Origin of the sequence: Streptomyces sp. NRRL F-5123 (assembly GCF_000721495.1) — a bacterium.
Lineage (GTDB): Bacteria > Actinomycetota > Actinomycetes > Streptomycetales > Streptomycetaceae > Actinacidiphila.
On record NZ_JOHY01000035.1, the window covers coordinates 36,017 to 54,129 of the forward strand.

Annotated in this window: 16 protein-coding genes and 2 CRISPR repeat arrays; of the genes, 6 read left to right on the forward strand and 10 right to left on the reverse strand. The window is 73.4% G+C overall.

Annotation, left to right across the window (positions count from 1 at the left end; genetic code table 11):
• The first annotated feature begins 14 nt into the window (after positions 1-14).
• From cas7e to cas2e, 5 genes are all read left to right on the forward strand, one after another.
• Positions 15-1,217, forward strand: a complete 1,203-nt coding sequence (gene cas7e, locus IH54_RS0124795; protein WP_031520654.1) for a type I-E CRISPR-associated protein Cas7/Cse4/CasC — start codon at positions 15-17, stop codon at positions 1,215-1,217.
• Positions 1,218-1,255: 38 nt separating this feature from the next.
• A complete protein-coding gene (gene cas5e, locus IH54_RS0124800; RefSeq protein WP_031520655.1) occupies positions 1,256-2,086 on the forward strand; it encodes a type I-E CRISPR-associated protein Cas5/CasD in 831 nt (276 codons plus the stop codon).
• Complete coding sequence (gene cas6e / locus IH54_RS0124805) at positions 2,083-2,757, forward strand: type I-E CRISPR-associated protein Cas6/Cse3/CasE (protein ID WP_031520656.1); 675 nt, start codon at positions 2,083-2,085, stop codon at positions 2,755-2,757. The genes cas5e and cas6e overlap by 4 nt, the downstream gene beginning before the upstream one ends.
• Before the next feature lie 83 nt (positions 2,758-2,840).
• Positions 2,841-3,752 (forward strand): type I-E CRISPR-associated endonuclease Cas1e, encoded by a 912-nt coding sequence (cas1e, locus tag IH54_RS0124810; RefSeq protein WP_107060242.1) that lies wholly within the window; start codon positions 2,841-2,843, stop codon positions 3,750-3,752.
• A gap of 24 nt (positions 3,753-3,776) precedes the next feature.
• Positions 3,777-4,088 (forward strand): type I-E CRISPR-associated endoribonuclease Cas2e, encoded by a 312-nt coding sequence (gene cas2e / locus IH54_RS0124815; protein ID WP_031520660.1) that lies wholly within the window; start codon positions 3,777-3,779, stop codon positions 4,086-4,088.
• An 18-nt stretch (positions 4,089-4,106) separates the two neighbouring features.
• A CRISPR array of direct repeats spans positions 4,107-4,441; the repeat unit is 29 nt.
• A gap of 90 nt (positions 4,442-4,531) precedes the next feature.
• A CRISPR array of direct repeats spans positions 4,532-5,536; the repeat unit is 29 nt; unit sequence GTCCGCTCCGCGCGAGCGGAGGTAACCCG.
• A gap of 50 nt (positions 5,537-5,586) precedes the next feature.
• Here the strand turns inward: cas2e and IH54_RS0124820 are convergent.
• The 10 genes from IH54_RS0124820 to IH54_RS0124865 form a co-directional block, all read right to left on the reverse strand.
• Positions 5,587-6,417 (reverse strand): hypothetical protein, encoded by an 831-nt coding sequence (locus IH54_RS0124820; protein WP_031520662.1) that lies wholly within the window; start codon positions 6,415-6,417, stop codon positions 5,587-5,589.
• 465 nt (positions 6,418-6,882) lie between these two features.
• Entirely contained in the window at positions 6,883-7,818 is a 936-nt protein-coding gene (locus tag IH54_RS0124825; protein WP_199923458.1) for an NlpC/P60 family protein, read from the reverse strand.
• 5 nt (positions 7,819-7,823) lie between these two features.
• Positions 7,824-8,837, reverse strand: coding sequence for a replication-relaxation family protein (locus tag IH54_RS0124830; protein ID WP_031520668.1), 1,014 nt, complete (start codon positions 8,835-8,837; stop codon positions 7,824-7,826).
• A gap of 23 nt (positions 8,838-8,860) precedes the next feature.
• Complete coding sequence (locus tag IH54_RS0124835) at positions 8,861-11,293, reverse strand: helicase HerA domain-containing protein (protein WP_031520670.1); 2,433 nt, start codon at positions 11,291-11,293, stop codon at positions 8,861-8,863.
• Positions 11,290-12,069: a GP88 family protein gene (locus tag IH54_RS0124840; RefSeq protein ID WP_159012051.1), complete on the reverse strand. Its 780-nt coding sequence runs from the start codon at positions 12,067-12,069 to the stop codon at positions 11,290-11,292. Before IH54_RS0124840 ends, IH54_RS0124835 begins: the two co-directional genes overlap by 4 nt.
• A 39-nt stretch (positions 12,070-12,108) precedes the next feature.
• A complete protein-coding gene (locus IH54_RS0124845; RefSeq protein WP_052397834.1) occupies positions 12,109-13,980 on the reverse strand; it encodes a VirB4 family type IV secretion system protein in 1,872 nt (623 codons plus the stop codon).
• Positions 13,977-15,035 (reverse strand): PrgI family protein, encoded by a 1,059-nt coding sequence (locus IH54_RS0124850; RefSeq protein ID WP_031520677.1) that lies wholly within the window; start codon positions 15,033-15,035, stop codon positions 13,977-13,979. Before IH54_RS0124850 ends, IH54_RS0124845 begins: the two co-directional genes overlap by 4 nt.
• Positions 15,032-16,711: a hypothetical protein gene (locus IH54_RS40185; protein ID WP_052397835.1), complete on the reverse strand. Its 1,680-nt coding sequence runs from the start codon at positions 16,709-16,711 to the stop codon at positions 15,032-15,034. The genes IH54_RS0124850 and IH54_RS40185 overlap by 4 nt, the downstream gene beginning before the upstream one ends.
• An 86-nt stretch (positions 16,712-16,797) precedes the next feature.
• The gene (locus IH54_RS0124860; protein ID WP_031520681.1) at positions 16,798-17,172 is read right to left on the reverse strand and encodes a pilin; all 375 of its coding nucleotides are present in this window, start codon (positions 17,170-17,172) and stop codon (positions 16,798-16,800) included.
• Positions 17,166-17,801, reverse strand: coding sequence for a hypothetical protein (locus IH54_RS0124865; protein ID WP_234343805.1), 636 nt, complete (start codon positions 17,799-17,801; stop codon positions 17,166-17,168). The genes IH54_RS0124860 and IH54_RS0124865 overlap by 7 nt, the downstream gene beginning before the upstream one ends.
• A gap of 4 nt (positions 17,802-17,805) precedes the next feature.
• Between IH54_RS0124865 and IH54_RS47075 the strand changes: the two genes are divergently transcribed.
• Positions 17,806-18,057 (forward strand): hypothetical protein, encoded by a 252-nt coding sequence (locus IH54_RS47075; protein WP_234343808.1) that lies wholly within the window; start codon positions 17,806-17,808, stop codon positions 18,055-18,057.
• Positions 18,058-18,113: the final 56 nt, after the last annotated feature.

Genomic DNA, 18,113 nt, shown 5'->3' on the forward strand with positions numbered 1-18,113 from the left:
CACGGAGTCACACCATGCGCAGCACCGATCCCGCCCGCTTCATCGACATCCACATCCTCCAGTCCGTGCCTTTTTCCAATTTGAACCGAGATGACACGAATTCGGTCAAGACGGTGCAGTACGGCAACGCGCTGCGCACCCGCGTCAGCAGCCAGTCCTGGAAGCGGGCCGGCCGCGAGGCATTCGAGGAGCTGACCGGGCACCGCACCCTGCGCACCCGCCGGATCGGCGAGCGCGTCACCCGCGAACTCGTCGTGAAGGGCTGGCCGGACGCCCTGGCCCAGCGCGCGGGAGCACACGTCGCGGCGGGCAGCAGCATCAAGTTCGAGCTGGGCACCGACCGCGAGAAGAAGGTCATCACGAACAGGGTGCTGACCAACGCGATGATCTACCTGCCGGACCCCGCCGTCGACGAGCTCGTCGCGCTCGCCGAGGAGCACCGGGCCGAGCTGGAGGCGGCCAAGGACATCAAGAAGACCGGCGACAAGAGCGTGCTGCCCAAGAAGCGCATCGAGGAGCTGCTGCGCGCCCGCAACGCGGTCATCAACCTCTTCGGCCGGATGCTCGCCGAGGTGGACGACGCGGGCGTCGACGGTGCTGTGCAGGTCGCGCACGCGCTGACCACCCACCGCTCGGACGTCGAGCTCGACTACTTCTCCGCCGTCGACGACATCACCGACTCCTGGAACGACGCCACCGGCAGCGGGCACATGGGCAACGCCGAGTTCAGCGCCGGCACCTTCTACCGCTACGCGACGATCGACCTGCGCGACCTGGCCGCGAACATCGGTCCCGACCCTGAGAACCAGACCGCCCGCGAGCTGGCCGAGGCGTTCCTGAGCTCGTTCATCACCTCCCTGCCGCAGGCGAAGAAGAACGCCACCGCCCCGCACACCATCCCCGACCTCGTGCACGTCGTCGTCCGCTCGGACCGTCCGCTGTCCTACGCCGCCGCCTTCGAAAAGCCCGTCGCCGCCACCGCGGAGGGCGGCTACGTCCAGCCGTCCGTCCGGCAGCTCGCCGCCTACGCGCACGCCGCCAACACGCTCCTGGGCCAGGACCGGGTGCTGTCCGCCGCCTGGGCCGGGCTGCCCGCGGGCGAGATCACCGCCGCCGACCTGACCGGGCTCGGTCAGCGCAAAGCGGCCTTCGACGCCCTCGTGCGCGGCGCCGTCGAGAGCGCCCTGGGCGGCAGCCCGGCGGAGGCGTCCGAGTGACCACCGACACCCTTCCCGCCACCGCGGCCGCCGAGGGCATCCCGCCCTCGGCCGTACCGGAAGCCGGCCTGCTGCTGCGGCTGACCGGGCCCCTCCAGTCCTGGGGCGAGCACAGCCACTTCAACGACCGCGACACCGCCGCCTTCCCGACCCGCTCCGGCATCCTCGGGCTGCTCGCCGCGGCCCTGGGCCGCCTGCGTACGGAGCCGGTCGACGACCTCGCGTGCCTGTCGGTGACCATCCGGATGGACCGGCCCGGCGTATACCTGCGTGACCTGCACACCGTCGGCGGCGGCCTGTCCGCGGACCGGACCGTCACCACCGCCGACGGCGGAAAGCGACCCGGCGACACCGGCACGCTGCTCAGCCACCGCCACTACCTCGCCGACGCCGCCTTCACCGTCGCCGTCACCGCTCCCTCCGCGGACGGCGACCTGCTGGACCGGTGCGCCGACGCCCTGCGCACCCCGCGCTGGCCGCTCTTCCTCGGCCGCCGGGCCTGTCCGCCCGAAGGGCCCCTGCTGCTCGGCCGCAGCAGCGACGCCCTGCGCCACCTCATCCGCCTGCCGCTGTCCGCCCGCACCCCGCGTGGTGACGGGCGCCCCGCCGTGGAGTTCCTGTCCGACCGGCCGCTGGACCGGCTGCCCGTTCCCGCCACGGCGACCGCCCCGCGCAGCAACGACGGCGTCCACCCGGAGTCCGAAGTCAGCGATGACCCGGTGTCCTTCGCCCCGCGCGACCGCGCGTACCGCTCGCGGCCGCTCTACCGCCGCAGTGTGCTGCTGCCCGACACCGAGTACGCCGGCCTGGGCGCCGATGCCCTCCGAAGCCTCGCCCGCTACCTCGACGGTGAAGGGGGTCTGCGGTGAACGTCTGGCTCACCCGCGTCATCCCCGACCCGCGCAACCGCGCCGCCGCCTTCGACCTCGGTGGCGCCGGCTCGGCGGTGAACCTGCACCGCCGGCTGATGTCCCTCTTCCCCGACGGCATCGGCTCGGACGCGCGCGCGAAGCTCGGCGTCCTCTTCCGCGCGGAGGATACGCCGACCGGCACGCACCTGCTCCTCCAGTCCACGTACCAGCCCGATGTCGGCCGTCTCCCCGACGGCTACGGCACCGCCGTCTCCCGCCCGCTGGACCCCCTGCTCGACGCGCTGCGCCCCGGACTGGCCGTCCGTTACCGGTGCGTCGCCAGCCCCGTCCGCAAACCCGGCGCCACCACGCGGGCCGCCTACGGCCTGCCCGCCGTCGTCGCCCTGAGTGGCGCCGCGGCCGACGAGTGGTGGGCGCGCCAGTCCGAGGCGTGCGGGCTGCGCACCCTCACCCTCACCTCGCAGCAGCTGGACGGCATCCGCGGCCAACGCGGCAAGAACGGCGCCGCCGCCCAGCAGCGCATCAGCCACAACCGCACCCGCTTCGACGGCACCGCGCTCATCACCGACGCCGAGCTGCTGCGCACGAAGCTCGTCGAAGGCATCGGACGCGCCAAGGCGTACGGCTGCGGCCTGCTGTCCATCGCGCCTGCCAGGACGCCCGGATGAGCGCGCCCGCGCGTCGCCGCCCACGTGGGTCCGGGCCCGGCCCGGGCGACGCGCGGCGCAAACTCGCGGCCCCCACGGTTGCGATGCTGCCGCGCGTTGCCGACTCGCTGTCGTTCCTCTACCTCGACATCGTCCGTATCCACCAGGACGACACCGGCGTCTGCGCGGAAGTGACCAGCCAGCAGCGCGGCACCGAGACCCTCTACCTGCCCACCGCAGCCCTCGCGTGCGTCCTGCTCGGCCCCGGCACCTCCATCACGGCCCGCGCCCTGGCCACCTTCGCGCGCAACGGCACCACCGTGCTGATCACCGGCTCCGGCGGCGTGCGCTGCTACGCCGCCACTCTCCCGGACTCCCTCACCACCACCTGGCTCGAACGCCAGGTCCGCACCTGGGCCGACGACACGCAACGCCTGAGCGTTGCCACGGCGATGTACGAGCAGCGGTTCGGCGCCGGCACCGTCCCGGCGGGCACCACCCTTGCCCAGCTGCGCGGCATGGAGGGCCAGCGTGTCCGCGCCCACTACCAACTCCTCGCCCGCCAGTACAAGATCGGCCGCTTCCGCCGCGCCTACGACCCCGAGTCCTGGGACACCCAGGACCCCGTCAACCTCGCCCTGTCCGCCGCGAACACCTGCCTGTACGGCATCGTCCACGCCGCGATCCTCGCCCTGGGTTGCTCACCCGCCCTCGGCTACGTCCACCACGGCAACCAGCAGGCCTTCGTCTACGACGTCGCCGACCTCTACAAGGCCGACCTCACCATCCCCCTCGCGTTCTCCCTCAACGCCTCCACCAACCCCGAGGCCGAGGCCCGCCGCTCCTTCCGCGACGCGCTGCGCCTCTTCCGTCTCCTCCCGCGCATCGTCACCGACATCCAGCATCTCCTCGACCCCACGACCGACCGTGAAGCCCCCGACCCCGAGGAACAACTCGTCGACCTCTGGGACCCCGTCACCGGCCCCATCCCCGGCGGCACCAACCACGCCACCTGACCCCTACGCGGGAGGCCCCGCACCATGCCCTCCATGACCGTCATCGCCGCCACCGCCGTCCCCGACCACCTCCGCGGCGCCCTCACCCGCTGGCTCCTCGAAGTCACCCCCGAGCTCTACGTCGGCTCCGTCTCAGCCAAGGTCCGCGAAGAACTCTGGTCCGCCGTCTCCGCCTCCACGGCCGCCGGCACGGCGGTCCTGGCCCACCCCGCCGACAACGAACAGGGCTTCACTCTCCGCACAGCCGGCACCCAGCGGCGAGAGCCGCTGGACTTCGACGGAATGACGCTGATCGCGTTCAGGAGGGAGGGTCAAGGGATGGCAAAGGCCCTCTAACGGTCCAGGTCAGGAAGTGTCCGCTCCGCGCGAGCGGAGGTAGCCCGCGGCTGACGCCGCTTGGAGGCCGGCGGCTGACGTCCGCTCCGCGCGAGCGGAGGTAGCCCGAAACCCACCAGCGCGTGAGCCTGGGCAAGACCGTCCGCTCCGCGCGAGCGGAGGTAGCCCGCGCCGCGCTGCTGCTGCCCTCACCGACGCGGAGTCCGCTCCGCGCGAGCGGAGGTAGCCCGAACACCCCGGCGTACGAGGCGGCGGCGAGGACGTCCGCTCCGCGCGAGCGGAGGTAGCCCGGGACACCACACCGCCCTGAAAATGGTCAACGGGTCCGCTCCGCGCGAGCGGAGGTAGCCCGGCCCGCCAGGGCCTGGAGTGGTGCGCGAAGCGGTCCGCTCCGCGAGCGGAGGTAACCCGTCGGTCAGCGAAGGCGCCGACGTGCCGTTCCTGTCCGCTCCGCGCGAGCGGAGGTAACCCGGCGCTAGACCGCTTTTCCGACGCCGTCGACGAGTCCGCTCCGCGCGAGCGGAGGCAACCCGAGCTTCAGCCGCTCCTTCAGGCCGTCATCGACGTCCGCTCCGCGCGAGCGGAGGTAACCCGCGCTTCAGCGTATCGCTGGCCTGGGCGAGCGTGTCCGCTCCGCGCGAGCGGAGGTAACCCGCAGCGTGGGCGGCAGGACAGGTCGGGCTGGAGGTCCGCTCCGCGCGAGCGGAGGTAACCCGATCGTGTTCGAGAACCCGCCGCCACGTCAGTCGTCCGCTCCGCGCGAGCGGAGGTAACCCGGAGTTGCAGGAGGCGCTCGCCGGGTTGGCGCCGTCCGCTCCGCGCGAGCGGAGGTAACCCGGAACCGTTGCTCCTCCGCGGGGCTCAGGCCCAGTCCGCTCCGCGCGAGCGGAGGTAACCCGGCAGTCTGGGAGGCCTCGCACTCTGGGCTGAAGTCCGCTCCGCGCGAGCGGAGGTAACCCGACCGCCCTGGGCCCCCTGGTACGCGGCCTGGGGTCCGCTCCGCGCGAGCGGAGGTAACCCGACTCCGCGTCAGGCCCCGAGCGAGGCGTGAAGGTCCGCTCCGCGCGAGCGGAGGTAACCCGTTGGTGATGGGGCCGATGTCGGGGCCTGCGGGGTCCGCTCCGCGCGAGCGGAGGTAACCCACCGAGCCGCTGGGTCTACCTCATCGGGTCCACGTCCGCTCCGCGCGAGCGGAGGTAACCCGATCCAGCCCGGCCCCCTGCTGCGGGACCGTGTGTCCGCTCCGCGCGAGCGGAGGTAACCCGTAGACGAGCGGCCGGTGTTTGCGCGGCGGGATGTCCGCTCCGCGCGAGCGGAGGTAACCCGGTGGACTTGTCCAGCCTGATCGCCGCGGCGCGGTCTGCTCCGCGCGAGCGGAGGTAACCCGGCGACGGCGGCGCGGTCCCCGGTGTCACCCCGGTCCGCTCCGCGTGAGCGGAGGTAACGCGCCCAAGAGTCCCTAACGGTGCATAACCGATTTGCGTGCGAGGACACGGTTTCATGAGATGTGCGAAAGGCTGTCCGGAGTTTCGCCCGGTCCGCTGTCGGCACAGTCGCCGGTGCCGAGGGTGTTGGCGATGTTGTACGCGGTCTTCAGAACGCCGTTGAGGTGGTCGACGGCCTTGTTGGTCGTGGCGATCGCTGTGGCGTTGTTTGCTTGAGCAGTCGCAATGGCCGCACCGGCGCCCGGCACCGAAGGCAGGCCTGCGGCCGTCAGGGCGGTCAGCGCCTGCTGCAGCGTGGATATCTGGGTCCGTACACCGTCTATGTTCTGCTGTTCCTGGTCGACGTCGTAACTAGCGTTGGAGGTGACGTCGTAGCCCACTACGTTCTCCGCGTCGTAGCCGACCACGTTCTCCACGTTGTAGCAGCCGTCGCCGTTGCCGCCCTTGGCGTCCTCGCGCTCCTTGGCCAGGTCCGCGTCAGTCGTGGTGACGTCGTCACGCACCGTCTTGGCGTTGGTGAAGGAGCGGTTGGTGCCTTGGAGCGTCGCGAGCGCGTTCTCGGCCTCTCGCAGGGCAGACGCTTGGGCACTGGCTCGGGCGTTGGCCTCGTTTGTGGCCTGGTCCTGTTGCTGGCCTGCCTGCTCGGCCGCCGCGTCTTCGGTCCAGCCGCCCTGTACCAGGGCGCTGCACACGCTCTGCCCGTATATCTGACTGCTGCTGTCACGGACCACGATCACGACGCCGTCTTTCTGGACGCCGCAGACCACGGGGACGACACCCTGCGTGCTGCTTGCCTGCGTGGTCCAGAAATCGCCGCCCCTGGAGAACGACTTCGCGAGTCCACCGCACAAGTCACTGGGATCCAAGGAGCCGTTGCCCGTCACCTCGGCACGTGTTGCGTGTCCGTACAACCAGATCGTGCAGGTACCCCCCGGAGCTTGACGCGGCGCTGGGGTACTTGCGCCGGGGGTTCGTGACGGCGCGGCGTGGGCGCCAGGCTTGGCGGCGGGGGAGGACGAACAGGCGGTGAGGAGCACGCCGGAACAGAGCAGGACCCCGGCGGCAGCGCCTGTTCTCATTGTGTGTTCTCCTCGTGGATTCGCTGTGAAGCAGATGTGTTGGGAGGCACTGTCCCAAATCCGTGCCGCTGATGTGGCCAGGTCCGGAATTTGTGGCTGTGCGGCCTGACCAGTGCGAGCGCATGGCCGGTGGCCGGGGTGTGTATTGGGTTGCGTCCGCCTCGCGCGACGCCTGGGGATGACGGCTCTTCGGCGTCCGTCCCCTACTACGCCCGTACCTGTCGGAGAACCCGTGTGGCAGTGCACGCCACCGACGGTGACCTGTGCGGGTCAGACGCGCGCCGGGGCGGCGGGCACCTTCTGCGTAGGCCTCGTCGCGCCCACGTAGTCGTCGCCCTCGTAGCGGTACGGCTCGACGCGGACGGTGGCTCCGGTGTGCGGCGCGTCGATCATCTGGTCGGCGCCGATGTAGAGGCCCACGTGGTGGATGTGGCTCGGGGCGCCGTAGAAGACGAGGTCCCCGGGTAGCAGGGGCGCGCCCGCAGGGAGGTGCGGGCCGCGGTGATACTGCTCCTGGGCCGTGCGGGGGAGGGGGATGCCGGCGGCTGCGTAGGCGGATTGGGTGAGGCCGGAGCAGTCGAAGCTCGTGGGGCCCGTGGCGCCCCAGGCGTAGGGGAGGCCGAGTTGGCCCTGGGCGTAGTTGAGGGCTTCGAGGGCGGCCGGGGTGGCGGCCCGGGGGGCGCCGAGGGTTGAGGGGCTGGTGTAGAGGGCGGCCTGGGTGAGGACTTGGGAGACGTACCACTCGGCGTGGTTGTAGGCGTAGACGGCGCGGTGGAGGTCGGTGGGGGCGCCGGAGCGGCAGAGGTAGGTGGCCGCTGCGTAGATCGCGTCGTGGGGGTCGTACGGGGACGGACCAGGGTCACCCGGCGGACGGGCGGTCACTGCGGTGAAGGTCGCCGGGAGGAACTGCATTGGGCCTTCCGCCCCGGCGGAGTTGGCCCCTGTCTGGACGCCGGGCAGGCCTGAGCGGCCGTGGTCGCTCTCGATCTTGCCGATGGCGGCGAGCACGGGCCAGTCCAGCCCCGGGCAGGTCTGAGCGGCGTCGACGTAGAGGGCGAGGTAGTCGGGCGGGATGTCGGACAGCGCGGTGGCGCTCGCCATGCTCGCTGTGCCGGTGAAGGGGGAGAGGAGGGACGTCGCACCCGCCGCGGTGAGTGCGACGAGGAGGGTGAAGCAGGCCAGCGCTGCCGCGACCGCTTTCGCCACGGGCGTCAGCCGCTCGTGCGTACGGAAGCTGGCGGGGGCGTGGGCGACGGGGGAAGGAGTCCGCCCGGGCTGGGGGCGGCCACACCGCCGCTGCCTACCGGCGTGACCTGCGGCCACGCGGCGAGGAGCCCCGCGAGGCGCAGCCGGCCCGGCGTCGGGCGGTGCGCGTAGACGGGGAGCCAGTGCTCGCCCGCCGGGTTGCCGTCGGTGGTGAGGTGGTCGGTGGACGCCGTGGCCACGGGGACCCGGGCAGGCTGGTCGAGTTCGGCGAGGGCCGCGGTCAGGGCGCGGCGTACGGCCGCTTCGCGGCGGGCGGTGGGGAGCCAGAGCAGGAGCGGTGTGGTGATGCCCGTGGTCGTGGCGAGTTTGGCGTACGCGGGGAGCTTCGCGGCGACGCGGTCGGGGCGCTCGGTGGCGAGGTCGTACTCCAGGAACCACTCGACGGTGGAACCGGCCTCCTGCCAGCGGGCGTACGCGTCGGGGCGGACGATGTCGCCGAAGTGGCGGGCGCAGCGGGCCTCGGACCACCAGGTGGTCAGCTGCCCGCTTCCGCCGCGCCGCGCACCCGCGATCAGGGTGGTGAAGACCTCGTTGGTGCCGACGGTGTGGGCCAGGCGCAGCGAGTGGGCGATGCCGATGGCGCGTTCGTGGCGGTAGCCGAGGTCGCGCGGGTCGAGTCCGTCCTCGTGGGCGAGGATCGCGGCGCCCGCGGCGTCGAGGACGTAGTGCATGGGCGCGGAGCCGGACGGCGCGTACGGCTGGAAGCGGTCGACGACGCGCCAGGTGAACAGCTCGCGCAGCCGCATGTTCGCCGAGCGCTGCGAGGGCCAGGCCATGGCGGCGAGCTGGGTGCTGGTGAGGACCTTGTGCTCGTGGAGCATGCGGGCGATCCAGCGGTCGCGGGCGGTCAGCCGGGAGGCGAGGCGGGCGATGTACTCGCCGGTCGCCGCCGCGCGGGGGGTCGGCCGGGGCGGGCGGTGGGCGCGGAGGGCGCGCTGCGGGATGGGGTTGGTGATCACGGACGGGTTCACCTCCGGGGAGGTCAGGGGGTGCGGCGGGGGTCCGCGGCGGGGGCGGTGGGCTGCGGCGCGGGGTCGGGCGGCGGCAGGGCGTTGCGGCGGGCCGCGGCGCGGATGAGGCGGGCGCGGCCGGGGACGGGCGGCGGGAGCTTCTCGGTGACGGCGGTGAAGGCAGGGGCTTCGGCGCCGTGGAGGACGGGGCGGACGACGGCGTGGAAGGCGTCGAGGTTGGACAGGTCGTGGGCGGTGAGGCGGGGTTCGGTGTGCCGGGCGAGGCGGTGGGCGTCCTCGGGGGAGGCGTTGAAGAAGATCTTGGTGCGGGCGTTGGTGCTGACGCCCTCTTCGAGTTCCTTCGGCAGCTGGCGCAGGTGCTGGTGGGCGAGGGTCATGGACAGCCGGTAGGCGCGGGCCTCGGCGAGCATGTCCTCCAGGGCGTAGGGGAGGTTGAGGAAGTTGTGGGCCTCGTCGAGGTAGAGGCCGGCGTCGTGGCGGCGGGGCTGCGGGATGTGGGCGCGGCGGGTGGCGGCCTGCCAGGTGGCGGCGACGGCGATGGAGCCCATGAGGTGCGCGGTCTCGGTGCCGAGGGCGTCCTTGGCGATACGGACCAGGCAGATGCCGCCGTCGAGGACGGCGTCCATGCTCACGGTGGAGGGGCCGCCGGCGAGGGCTGCGCGGACGAAGGGGCGCAGCAGGAAGCCGCGGAGCTTGTTCATCAGCGGGGCGGTGACCTGGGCGCGGGCGGGCGCGGACAGGTCGTCGTACCAGGACCAGAAGCCGCGCAGGATGTCGTCGTGGATCTGGGCGGTGGCGCGCTGCCGGAAGGCGGGGGAGGTCAGGAGCTGGGGTAGCTCGCTGAGCAGCGGGGTGCCGGGGAGGGCGCGCAGGGTGAGTAGGCCCGCGCGCAGGATGTCGTCGGTGCGCGGGCCCCAGGACGCGGAGTAGACGCGGGAGAAGATCGACACGAGGTTGTCGACGGTCGCGGCGGAGTCCTCGCCCTGGAGCGGGTTGAGGACCGGCGGGCGGGCCTTGCTGCCCGCGTCGAAGAGGATCACCTTGTCCCCGGCGTCCTCGGGCAGCCGCATCAGGATGTCGGTGATCAGGTCGCCCTTGGGGTCGACGACGACCAGACCCCGTCCGGCCTCGGCGTCGGCGAGGATCATGCGGGCGAGCAGCTCGGACTTGCCCGAGCCCGTGGCACCCAGGACGTGCAGGTGGTGGCGGGCGTCGGGGACGCGCAGGCCGACGGGCCGGGAATGGCCGGAGTCGGTCAGACCGACGGGACGGACGGCCGCGCCGGTCGTGGGTACGCCGGGAGGGGGCGGGACGGCCCGCGCCCCGGCGCGCTGCAGAGCGGGGACGGCGTCGTCCCAGGGCAGGTGCGCCAGCGCGGCCAGTTCAGGGATGGACAGCAGGTCGCCGCGGTCGAGGCGGCGTTCGTCGACGCGCGCCCGTACGCGCCGCAACCGGACGCGGCGGTAGTAGTTGTGCTCGGTGTACGCCGAGAACGCCGCCGCGAGGGCGTGCGCCCGCCCGCGCAGCGCCGCCTGCTGGGACGGGCTCCGCTCGGCGGTTCCGGCCGCGGCCACGGCGTAGCGGATCCGGGTCTCGTACGACGCCCCGCGCTGCTTGACCACGATCGCCCGGTCCTCCGCGGCGGTCGCGAGCACGGTCTGCCGCTCCTGGACCGGGGGAGACGGGCGGGCTGGACGGTTCGCACCGGGGGTGAGCAGGTCCAGCAACCGGGCGACTACGCGGGCCGAGGCCCCGGCGCCGGTGCGGCGGGCGCGTTTCACCCGGCGGCCGGTGACCGGCCGGGCCAGGACCTGCACGATGGCCTGCTCGTCCACGCCGAGCCCGGCCGGAGCGCCGAGGAGCGCCCGGATCGGGTCGGCGGGGAAGTCGGTACGGATCGGCAGTGCTTCGGTGCGGGCGAGCCGCAGCTCGCCGCCCGCGGCCGCCACTGTGCCCTTCCCCGTGAGGAATCCGCTTCCCGTGGACGTCGTCCGGGTACGTGCGCCGGGCCAGGCCGCCTCGATCGCCCGCTCCACCATGCCCGGCGGGATGACGCCGGGCACCCACATCCGGATGCGGATCGTCTCGCGGTCGAAGACGTACTCCCAGGCCAGGTGCGGCTGCCCGGTCCAGTAGCGGCGCCATGCCGGACGGAGCAGGCCCAGCAGGTTCGCCCACAGGGCCGCGGAGCCGGCCGGGTCGGTGCCGGGCGGGGGCAGGATGCCGACCAGCCGGGCGTCGGCGGCCAGGCGGCGGCGGAGCCTGCGGCGCCACCACCGGCGGCCCCACGCGGCCGAGCCGAGTACGGCCGCGAGCGCCGGGGCAGCGATCGGCGCCCACGCGGTGGCCGTCACGAAGCTCTGCCGGAGGACCGAGTGCAGCGTGCCGCCCGGGTCGACGAGGAAGCGGCCCAGCGGGGAGGCGCTTACGGTCGGGTTCGTCATGTCGGCTCCCCGGACCGAGCCGCGCGCCGGGACGAAGGGGCGGCGCCGGCCCCGCGGCGCTCGGCGTCCACCTCGGCCTGCCAGGTGCGGAAGGTCCTGGTGCCGAGGCGCTTGAGGTAGTGCGGGATGCGGTTGGCGGGGATCCCGACCAGCCGTGGGCCGAGGACGGCCAGCAGGTCGTTGGCCTCCTGGGAGTTCCAGCCCGCGTCGTGGACGGCCTGCTCGTCGGGGAAGACGTCGGCGACGCGGTCGCGGGCGACGTCCAAGGCCGCGTCCTGGGTGCCGCCGAAGCTGTAGACCCACAGGAGGTTGTCGGGCGGGTCGGGCTCGACCAGGGCGCGGAAGCGGGCGACTTCCTTGGTGTAGGCGTAGAAGCCGGTCGCGTCCCGGGCGCATATGACGCGCAGCCACGCCAGCAGGTAGGCGTCGGAGAAGAAGTCGCCGCTGTCGTGGATCCGCACCCACGCGCCGTGGAAGCGACGGCCGCCGAGTTCAGCGGTCATCGCTTGCTCCCACCCCGGCAGGTCGTCGAGGACGAAGGCGAGGTTCGCGTGGTGCTTGGCACGGACCTTCGGCCAGCGGTAGGTGCCGTTGCGGGCGTAGCAGACGTGGCGGCAGATCCCGGCGGACGGGCACGTGTTGTACGTGCGCCCGTCGGGCAGCCGTCCGGCCCAGGCGGGGAGCGTCCAGTTCCAGACGCCGATGGCCCGCATCTCGCGGTTCTGCGTCAGGAGCCGTGAGGGTCGGTCGGAGGAGGGGCAGGGCGCTGGAGGCATGGTGAGCCCTTCGCAGCAGAGGCAGGGGGAGCGCGCCGGTCAGCCGGCGCCGAGGTCGAGGTAGCCGTCGTCGTCCTCCGCCAGCGCGTACGCCCCGTCGGTGTCCTCGTCGACGTCGAGGGAGAAGTCGTCCGGTGCGGCGTCGTAGGCGGCCAGCTCGGCGGGGTCGGTGGTGACGAGGGTGTGCTCGGCGGGGGAGGCGACGGCCTGGAAGGCGACGCGGTGCGTGCCGGTGGACAGCAGCCCCTGTCCGCGGTCGGCCGAGAGCAGGAACTGGCGCTCGCCGTCGGACAGGTTGAAGGTCGTGGTGATCTCGTCGATGGCCTGCGGTGCCTGCCGCAGCAGGATCTGGGTGGCGGCGTTGGCGACGACGGCTTTGCCGAGGTCGGTGCCGAGGACGTCGGCGGTGTCCTGGGTGGCGACGGTCAGTCCGGCCCAGCGTTTGCGGCCGGCCTTCGCCATCCGGAACAGGAAGTCGGCCCCGGCGGGCTCCCGCATCAGCAGCCACGCCTCGTCGACGACGACGAGCCGCGGGCGGCGCAGCGCGGGGTCGGAGATCTTGCGCCAGACGGCGTCGAGGGTGAGCAGCGTGCCGATGGGCTTGAGCTCGTCGGCCAGGTCGCGCAGCGAGTACACGACCAGGTGCCCCTCGGGCCGGGTGGTGGTGGGCCCGTCGAACAGGCCGGAGAAGGCGCCCTCGACGTACGGGTGCAGGCGCGCGGCCAGCTCGTCGGCCGTACGGTCCCCGGCCCGGCTCAGGACCTCGGCGAGGTCGGCGAGCAGCGGTGCCGGACGGGCCCAGGTGCGCGGGTCGCCGGTGATCCCGGCCCGCTGGTAGGTCGAGGTGATCGCGCGGTCGAGCACCGCCCTTTCGGCGGGGGCCGGTTCGGCGCCGAGCAGGACGGCGAGCGCGGTGTGGAGGAACAGCGAGCGGCGCAGCAGGGCGTCGCGCGGTGCGCTGCGGCGGCCGTCGGGGCGGGTGTGGAGCGGCAGGTCGAAGGGGTTGATGCGTACGCCCTGGTCGCCGAGGTGGACGTACGTGCCGCCGACCGCGGCGGTGAGGCGGGCGTACTCGTCCTCGGGGTCGATGACGTGGACCTCGATGCCGCGGTAGAGCGACCGCAGGAGTTCGAGCTTGACCAGGTACGACTTCCCGGCGCCGGAGCGGCCCAGGACCACGGAGTTGTGGTTGTCGAGGGCGAAGCGGTCCCAGTGGACCAGGCCCTGCGAGCCGATGTTGTAGCCGTAGAGCACGCCGCTGGGCGCGGTTGTGCCGGCCGGGTCGGGCGGCGGCAGGTCGGGGTTGGTGAAGGGGAAGCTCGCCGCCAGGGCGGCGGTGTCGAAGGTGCGGCGCATCCGGATCGGGTCCAGGCCGAGCGGCAGGCAGGTGACCCAGCCCTGGAGGCTGCGGTACGTGGTCGGCTTGGCGTCCATCAGCAGGCTCGCGGCCAGCGAGCGTACGGCGGTGACCTCGTCGGCGAGGGACTCGGCCGTGGCCGCGTGCACGGTCAGGTACAGGCCGGTGCGGTAGAGCTTGCCCTCGCCGCGGGCGACACGGGCAGATAGCTCGTACGCGTCCTCGGTCGCTGCCTCGACGTGCGGGTCCAGGAGCTTTCCGTGCTCCTGGGTGTGGCGGCGGCCGGACTCCATCTTGGCCAGCTGGCGCTTGAGGCGGTTCGCGGCGGTGACGGGGTCGATGGGCTCGACGTGCAGGGCGACGTCGACCCGGCCGGGGTAGGTGAGCAGCGGCTGGAGCCAGCCGGGGTGGACCTCGCGCGGGTAGCCGGTGACGGCGAAGGACGCGACGTGGTCGGTGCCGACCTCCAGCCGGCGCGGGGTGACGGCGAGGGTGTCGGGGGCGAAGGGGCTCGCGGTGCGCTGCCGTGCCGGGGTGCGGGGCTTCTTGCTCATGACCGGTCCTCTTCGCCGTCGGGCCACGCTCCGGTGATGACGTCCTGCGGGCCGGCGAGTTCGGCGGACGGCGGGAGGAGGCTGTCCGGGTTGCAGGCCGCGGTGAGGACGGCGGAGGCCTGGTCGGCGTCCAGCGGCGTGATGGTGATGCCGGTCGGGCCCAGCAGCTCGGCCGCCTCGCTCAGCCGCCGGGCCAGCCGGTTCTCCGCAGCGCGCAGGGCGGCTTCGGTGACGAGGCCCGAGCGGCGTCCCGCCCGCAGTTGGGCGAGCGCGGCCAGCGGTGAGGCGCCGCCGAGGCCGTCGGTGGGAGGTGCCGCGCCGAGCGGCTCGCGCAGGACGAGCAGGACCTGGCGGCGCAGCAGGACCGACGAACGCCCCAGCTCGACAAGGTAGTCGGCGTGCTCGCGGGCCGCGTTCTCCAGCGCGGGGTGCGGCAAGCCCGCTGCCTGGGCGTGGAGTTCGGCGATCTGCGCGGACAGGTCCAGGCGCTCGGCTCGTACCAGGACCTGGACGGGGGCGGTGAGCGAGTGCAGGTAGCGGCCGAACGCCGCGACGAGAGCTTCCTGCTCGGTCGGGGTGCGCAGCGCGAAGTTGACCGTGCCGCATGCCGCGACCGCGGCGAGACCGTCGGAGCCGAGGTCGATCACCCCCGCGTCGTTCACGCCGTCGACGGGGAGGCTCGGCGGGCCGGCCGCTTTCCCGAGGTGCTCCGTGCCTGACGTGACGCGGGCGGCGAGCCAGGCGGGTGCCGGGTCGGTCCCTTCCGGGGCGGCGATCTGCAGGCGGGCGGCGGCCCGTTGCCGTACCGCGGCCAGGACCAGCCGGTCCATCGACATGCCGTCGCGCCGCCCCAGTGCGAGGAAGGCCGCGGCGCCTGCGGTCGGGACGGCGCCCAGCAGGAAGACCACCGCGGGGACGAAGCCGCGGCTCAGCGACCACGTCCCGTAGAGGACGACGCCGGTGACGGCGAGGATGAGCAACTGGCGTCCGGTGAGGTTCGCGACGACGGTGTCCTCGCGGTCGACGTCGGCCGGGATGCGTACAGGCTGGCTCACCGGCGATCACCTCCTGGCGGTGTGCGGCGGGGCGGTGGGGGTACTTGGGCGGCGCCGGCCCGGGGGCGCGGCTCGCGGAAGGTGGCGGGCGGGGGCGGCGCAGTCACCCGCCGGGGCTGCACCGGATTTGCGGGGACCGGCTGTCGGAAGAGCGGCTGCCGGGGCGGAGGGCCCGTGGGTCGAGCGGTAGCCCGTACCCGCGCAGGCGCACCCGGAGCGCGGAACGTCGGCGTCCCCGGCGGTTGCGCGGGCCGCGGTACAGGGGCGGGAGTCCCAGGGGCGCCCGGAGCCTGGAACGTCGGCATGGGCGGCGGACCGGCCGCCCGACGCGGAGATGCCGCGGCCTGCGGGCTCTGCCCCGGTGCCCGGAACACCGGCTGCCCGGGCGGCCGCCGACGCGCGACGGGTGCGGCTGCCGCCGGGTTGACGGCCCGCCGCGGCGCCACCGGGGCGGGCGCGCCGCCCGGCCGCCGCGGTGTCCCGACTCCGTTCGGCCCGCTGGGGACAGCGGCCCTCGCGTTCCCGGCGCCGCGCAGCATCCCCAGCGTCTGGTACATCAAGTACGCCCGCGCCGCCCGTCCCGCGAACGACCGGCCCTGGCCGACCCGCACCGACCCCAGGATCCAGAACGGGATCTTGAACAGAATGTACGTCAGCGCCAGCGTCACCAGCAGGTTGACCAGCCCGCTCGACACCCCGCCGAACAGCCCCTTCCCGGCGAGCCCGCCGGGGTTCAGGAAGACGCGGATCCCGGTGATGAGCGTCAGCGACTGCGCGACCTGGATGGCCAGCACTCCGCCGAACGTCCGCCACCACCACCGGGCGATCCCGTCCGTCTGTGGCAGCGCATGGCACATCAGCGCCAGCGGCGCGCCCGCCACGAGGATCACCGTCAGCGCCACCCGCACGACGTACGTGATCAGCAGCGCCACCAACACGCCGATGACGACGACCCACATGATGTCCGTGAACAGGTCAGCTCCCGGCACGAAGCTGCTCAGCACGAACGTCGCCAGCGTGTTGCCGGCTCCCTCGCCGTCCGCCCCGGCGCCCATCACCGCGTGCGAGAGCGCGTTGGCCAGGTCGACCGCCTTGCCCGCCAGGAACAGCGACAGCCCGGCGGCCAGCAGCCCGACGGGGATCCGCGGGGCGATCTCCTTGACCGAGTACCGGCTCTGCAGAGACTCGTACGACATCAGCACGATCCCGGCGAGCGCGATGAGGATCGCGTAGACCGCCAACACGATCTCCCACGAGTTCTGCCACAGTTCCCCGACCCGCGGGAGCGACGACAGGCTCGGCGTGGCCAGCAGGGTGTCGCCGAGCAGCTTCAGTAGCGGGTTCAGCGCCGCGGTGATGATCGTCTTGAAGAAGGCGCCGATCGCGGCGTTGATGCCCTTCGTGATCCACCCGGTGATCCCGCCGGGACCGCCGCCCGCGTCCGGCGGCGGGGACGTCGCTCCTGGCGCTGGGGTATCGGTGGGTGCCGAACTGCCCGGTTGCGGGATGCAGTCCTGCGGCGCGCACGAGGACGGGGCGGGCGTGGGGGCGGCGGTCAGCGGCGCGGTCGTGGTCGTCGGGGCAGGTGCGGTCGTCGTGGTGGTCGGGCCCGGCGAAGGTACGGGGTCGGCCCGCGCGGGCAATCCGCCCACGACGACCGCCACCGTGACGGCCACGGCGGCAGCCAACGCGCGACGCCGGCGCCGTCTGCGGACAGGGGAGCCGCGCCGGGCACGACGGCCCGGCGCGGCAGGAGCGCTGGTCACTGCGCGCCCACGATGCCCTTGAGGATCTGCACGATGAGCGGCGCGAGCGCGGCCAGCCCGTATCCCCACCCGGCGCTCTTGAACGCGGTCTTGGCCTTCTCGACCTCGCCGGGGTCACCGCCGGCCATCAGGTAGCGGACGCCGCCGATCGACAGGAACACGGTCGCCAGACCGGCGAGGATGCCCATGATCCAGTTGCGGATGTTGTTCAGGACCGTGCTGACCGAGGTGGCCAGCGCCAGCACCTGAGACGGCTCGGCGGCGGTCGCCGCCGGCACGCCGACAGCGCACAGCACGAGGACGGCGGCGGTGACCGTCAGCGCCCGGCGGCGGACGAGGCGGCGGCAGCGACGGACAACGGGAATCAGCATCGGTGGCCCTCCAGGGACAGCTGGCGGTTCGGGGCGGGCGAGGTGCTCCCGCGCTTCCCCAGGCCCGGATCCGGGACCGTTTTGGACACTCCGTCGGTGCTCTTCCGCGGCTGGCCCGGCAACCGGTCCAGCGCGGCCGTCGCCGCAGGGTCGTCCGGATCAGCCGTCCGGCACTCCTCGCGGATGAACGCGACGAGCCGGGCCTCCGCACGGCTGCGTGCCTTGTACGCCGCTCCCACCGTCGTCCCGTGCCGGTCCGCCCACGTGGCCACCGGCATGTCCTCCAGCCGGGTCGCCCCGATGAGGTCCGCCTCGCCCCGCGACACGACCGCCGCCCGCACCGCCCGGGCCAGCACCAGATCCGGATGCCCGACCGGCGACCGCGGCGCGACCGAACGGAACCCGCTCCCGCTCACCGGCACCGGCGCGTCGAGCGCCTCCATCAGCGCCGCGTACCCCTGCCGGTACGCCGCCCACCGCAACCGCGGCAGCACATGCGGCCGCCCCAGATCCACCGTCGCCAGCCCACCCAGGAACCCGGCCAGCACCTCGGCGTGCACGTCGAACGCGTCCCCCGGAAACCGCGCACCCAGCCACCGCGCCACCCCGCTCAACGCCGGCAACGCCATCCCGGTGCACGCCAGCGTCCAGGCCGCCCCCTCCCGCCGCGACCGCCGCACCAGATACGCCCACACCTCGTCCCGCGCGCCGGCCGAACACCGCCGCCGCAACATCCGCTCCCTGACCTCGTCCAGCGCCACCTTCCGGTTGGGCAGCGCGCTGAACCTCCGCCCGTTCAACGCCAACGGCGCCGGCCCGGCCACCAACAACGCGAACGACGCCCTCGCGCTGTCCAGCGGCAACGGATCCCGCAACCCCTGCTGATCCCTTCCGACACGTCGAGCACCCATGACGCGGCGCCTCCTCGATCGACGACGAGC

What these genes read in the sequence shown, in the direction of transcription:
- cas7e (WP_031520654.1), top strand. Translation starts at nt 15, where the DNA reads ATGCGCAGCACCGATCCCGCCCGCTTCATCGACATCCACATCCTCCAG.
- cas1e (WP_107060242.1), top strand. Translation starts at nt 2,841, where the DNA reads ATGCTGCCGCGCGTTGCCGACTCGCTGTCGTTCCTCTACCTCGACATC.
- cas2e (WP_031520660.1), top strand. Translation starts at nt 3,777, where the DNA reads ATGCCCTCCATGACCGTCATCGCCGCCACCGCCGTCCCCGACCACCTC.
- IH54_RS0124835 (WP_031520670.1), bottom strand. Translation starts at nt 11,293, where the DNA reads ATGACGAACCCGACCGTAAGCGCCTCCCCGCTGGGCCGCTTCCTCGTC.
- IH54_RS0124840 (WP_159012051.1), bottom strand. Translation starts at nt 12,069, where the DNA reads ATGCCTCCAGCGCCCTGCCCCTCCTCCGACCGACCCTCACGGCTCCTG.
- IH54_RS0124845 (WP_052397834.1), bottom strand. Translation starts at nt 13,980, where the DNA reads ATGAGCAAGAAGCCCCGCACCCCGGCACGGCAGCGCACCGCGAGCCCC.
- IH54_RS0124860 (WP_031520681.1), bottom strand. Translation starts at nt 17,172, where the DNA reads ATGCTGATTCCCGTTGTCCGTCGCTGCCGCCGCCTCGTCCGCCGCCGG.
- IH54_RS0124865 (WP_234343805.1), bottom strand. Translation starts at nt 17,801, where the DNA reads ATGGCGTTGCCGGCGTTGAGCGGGGTGGCGCGGTGGCTGGGTGCGCGG.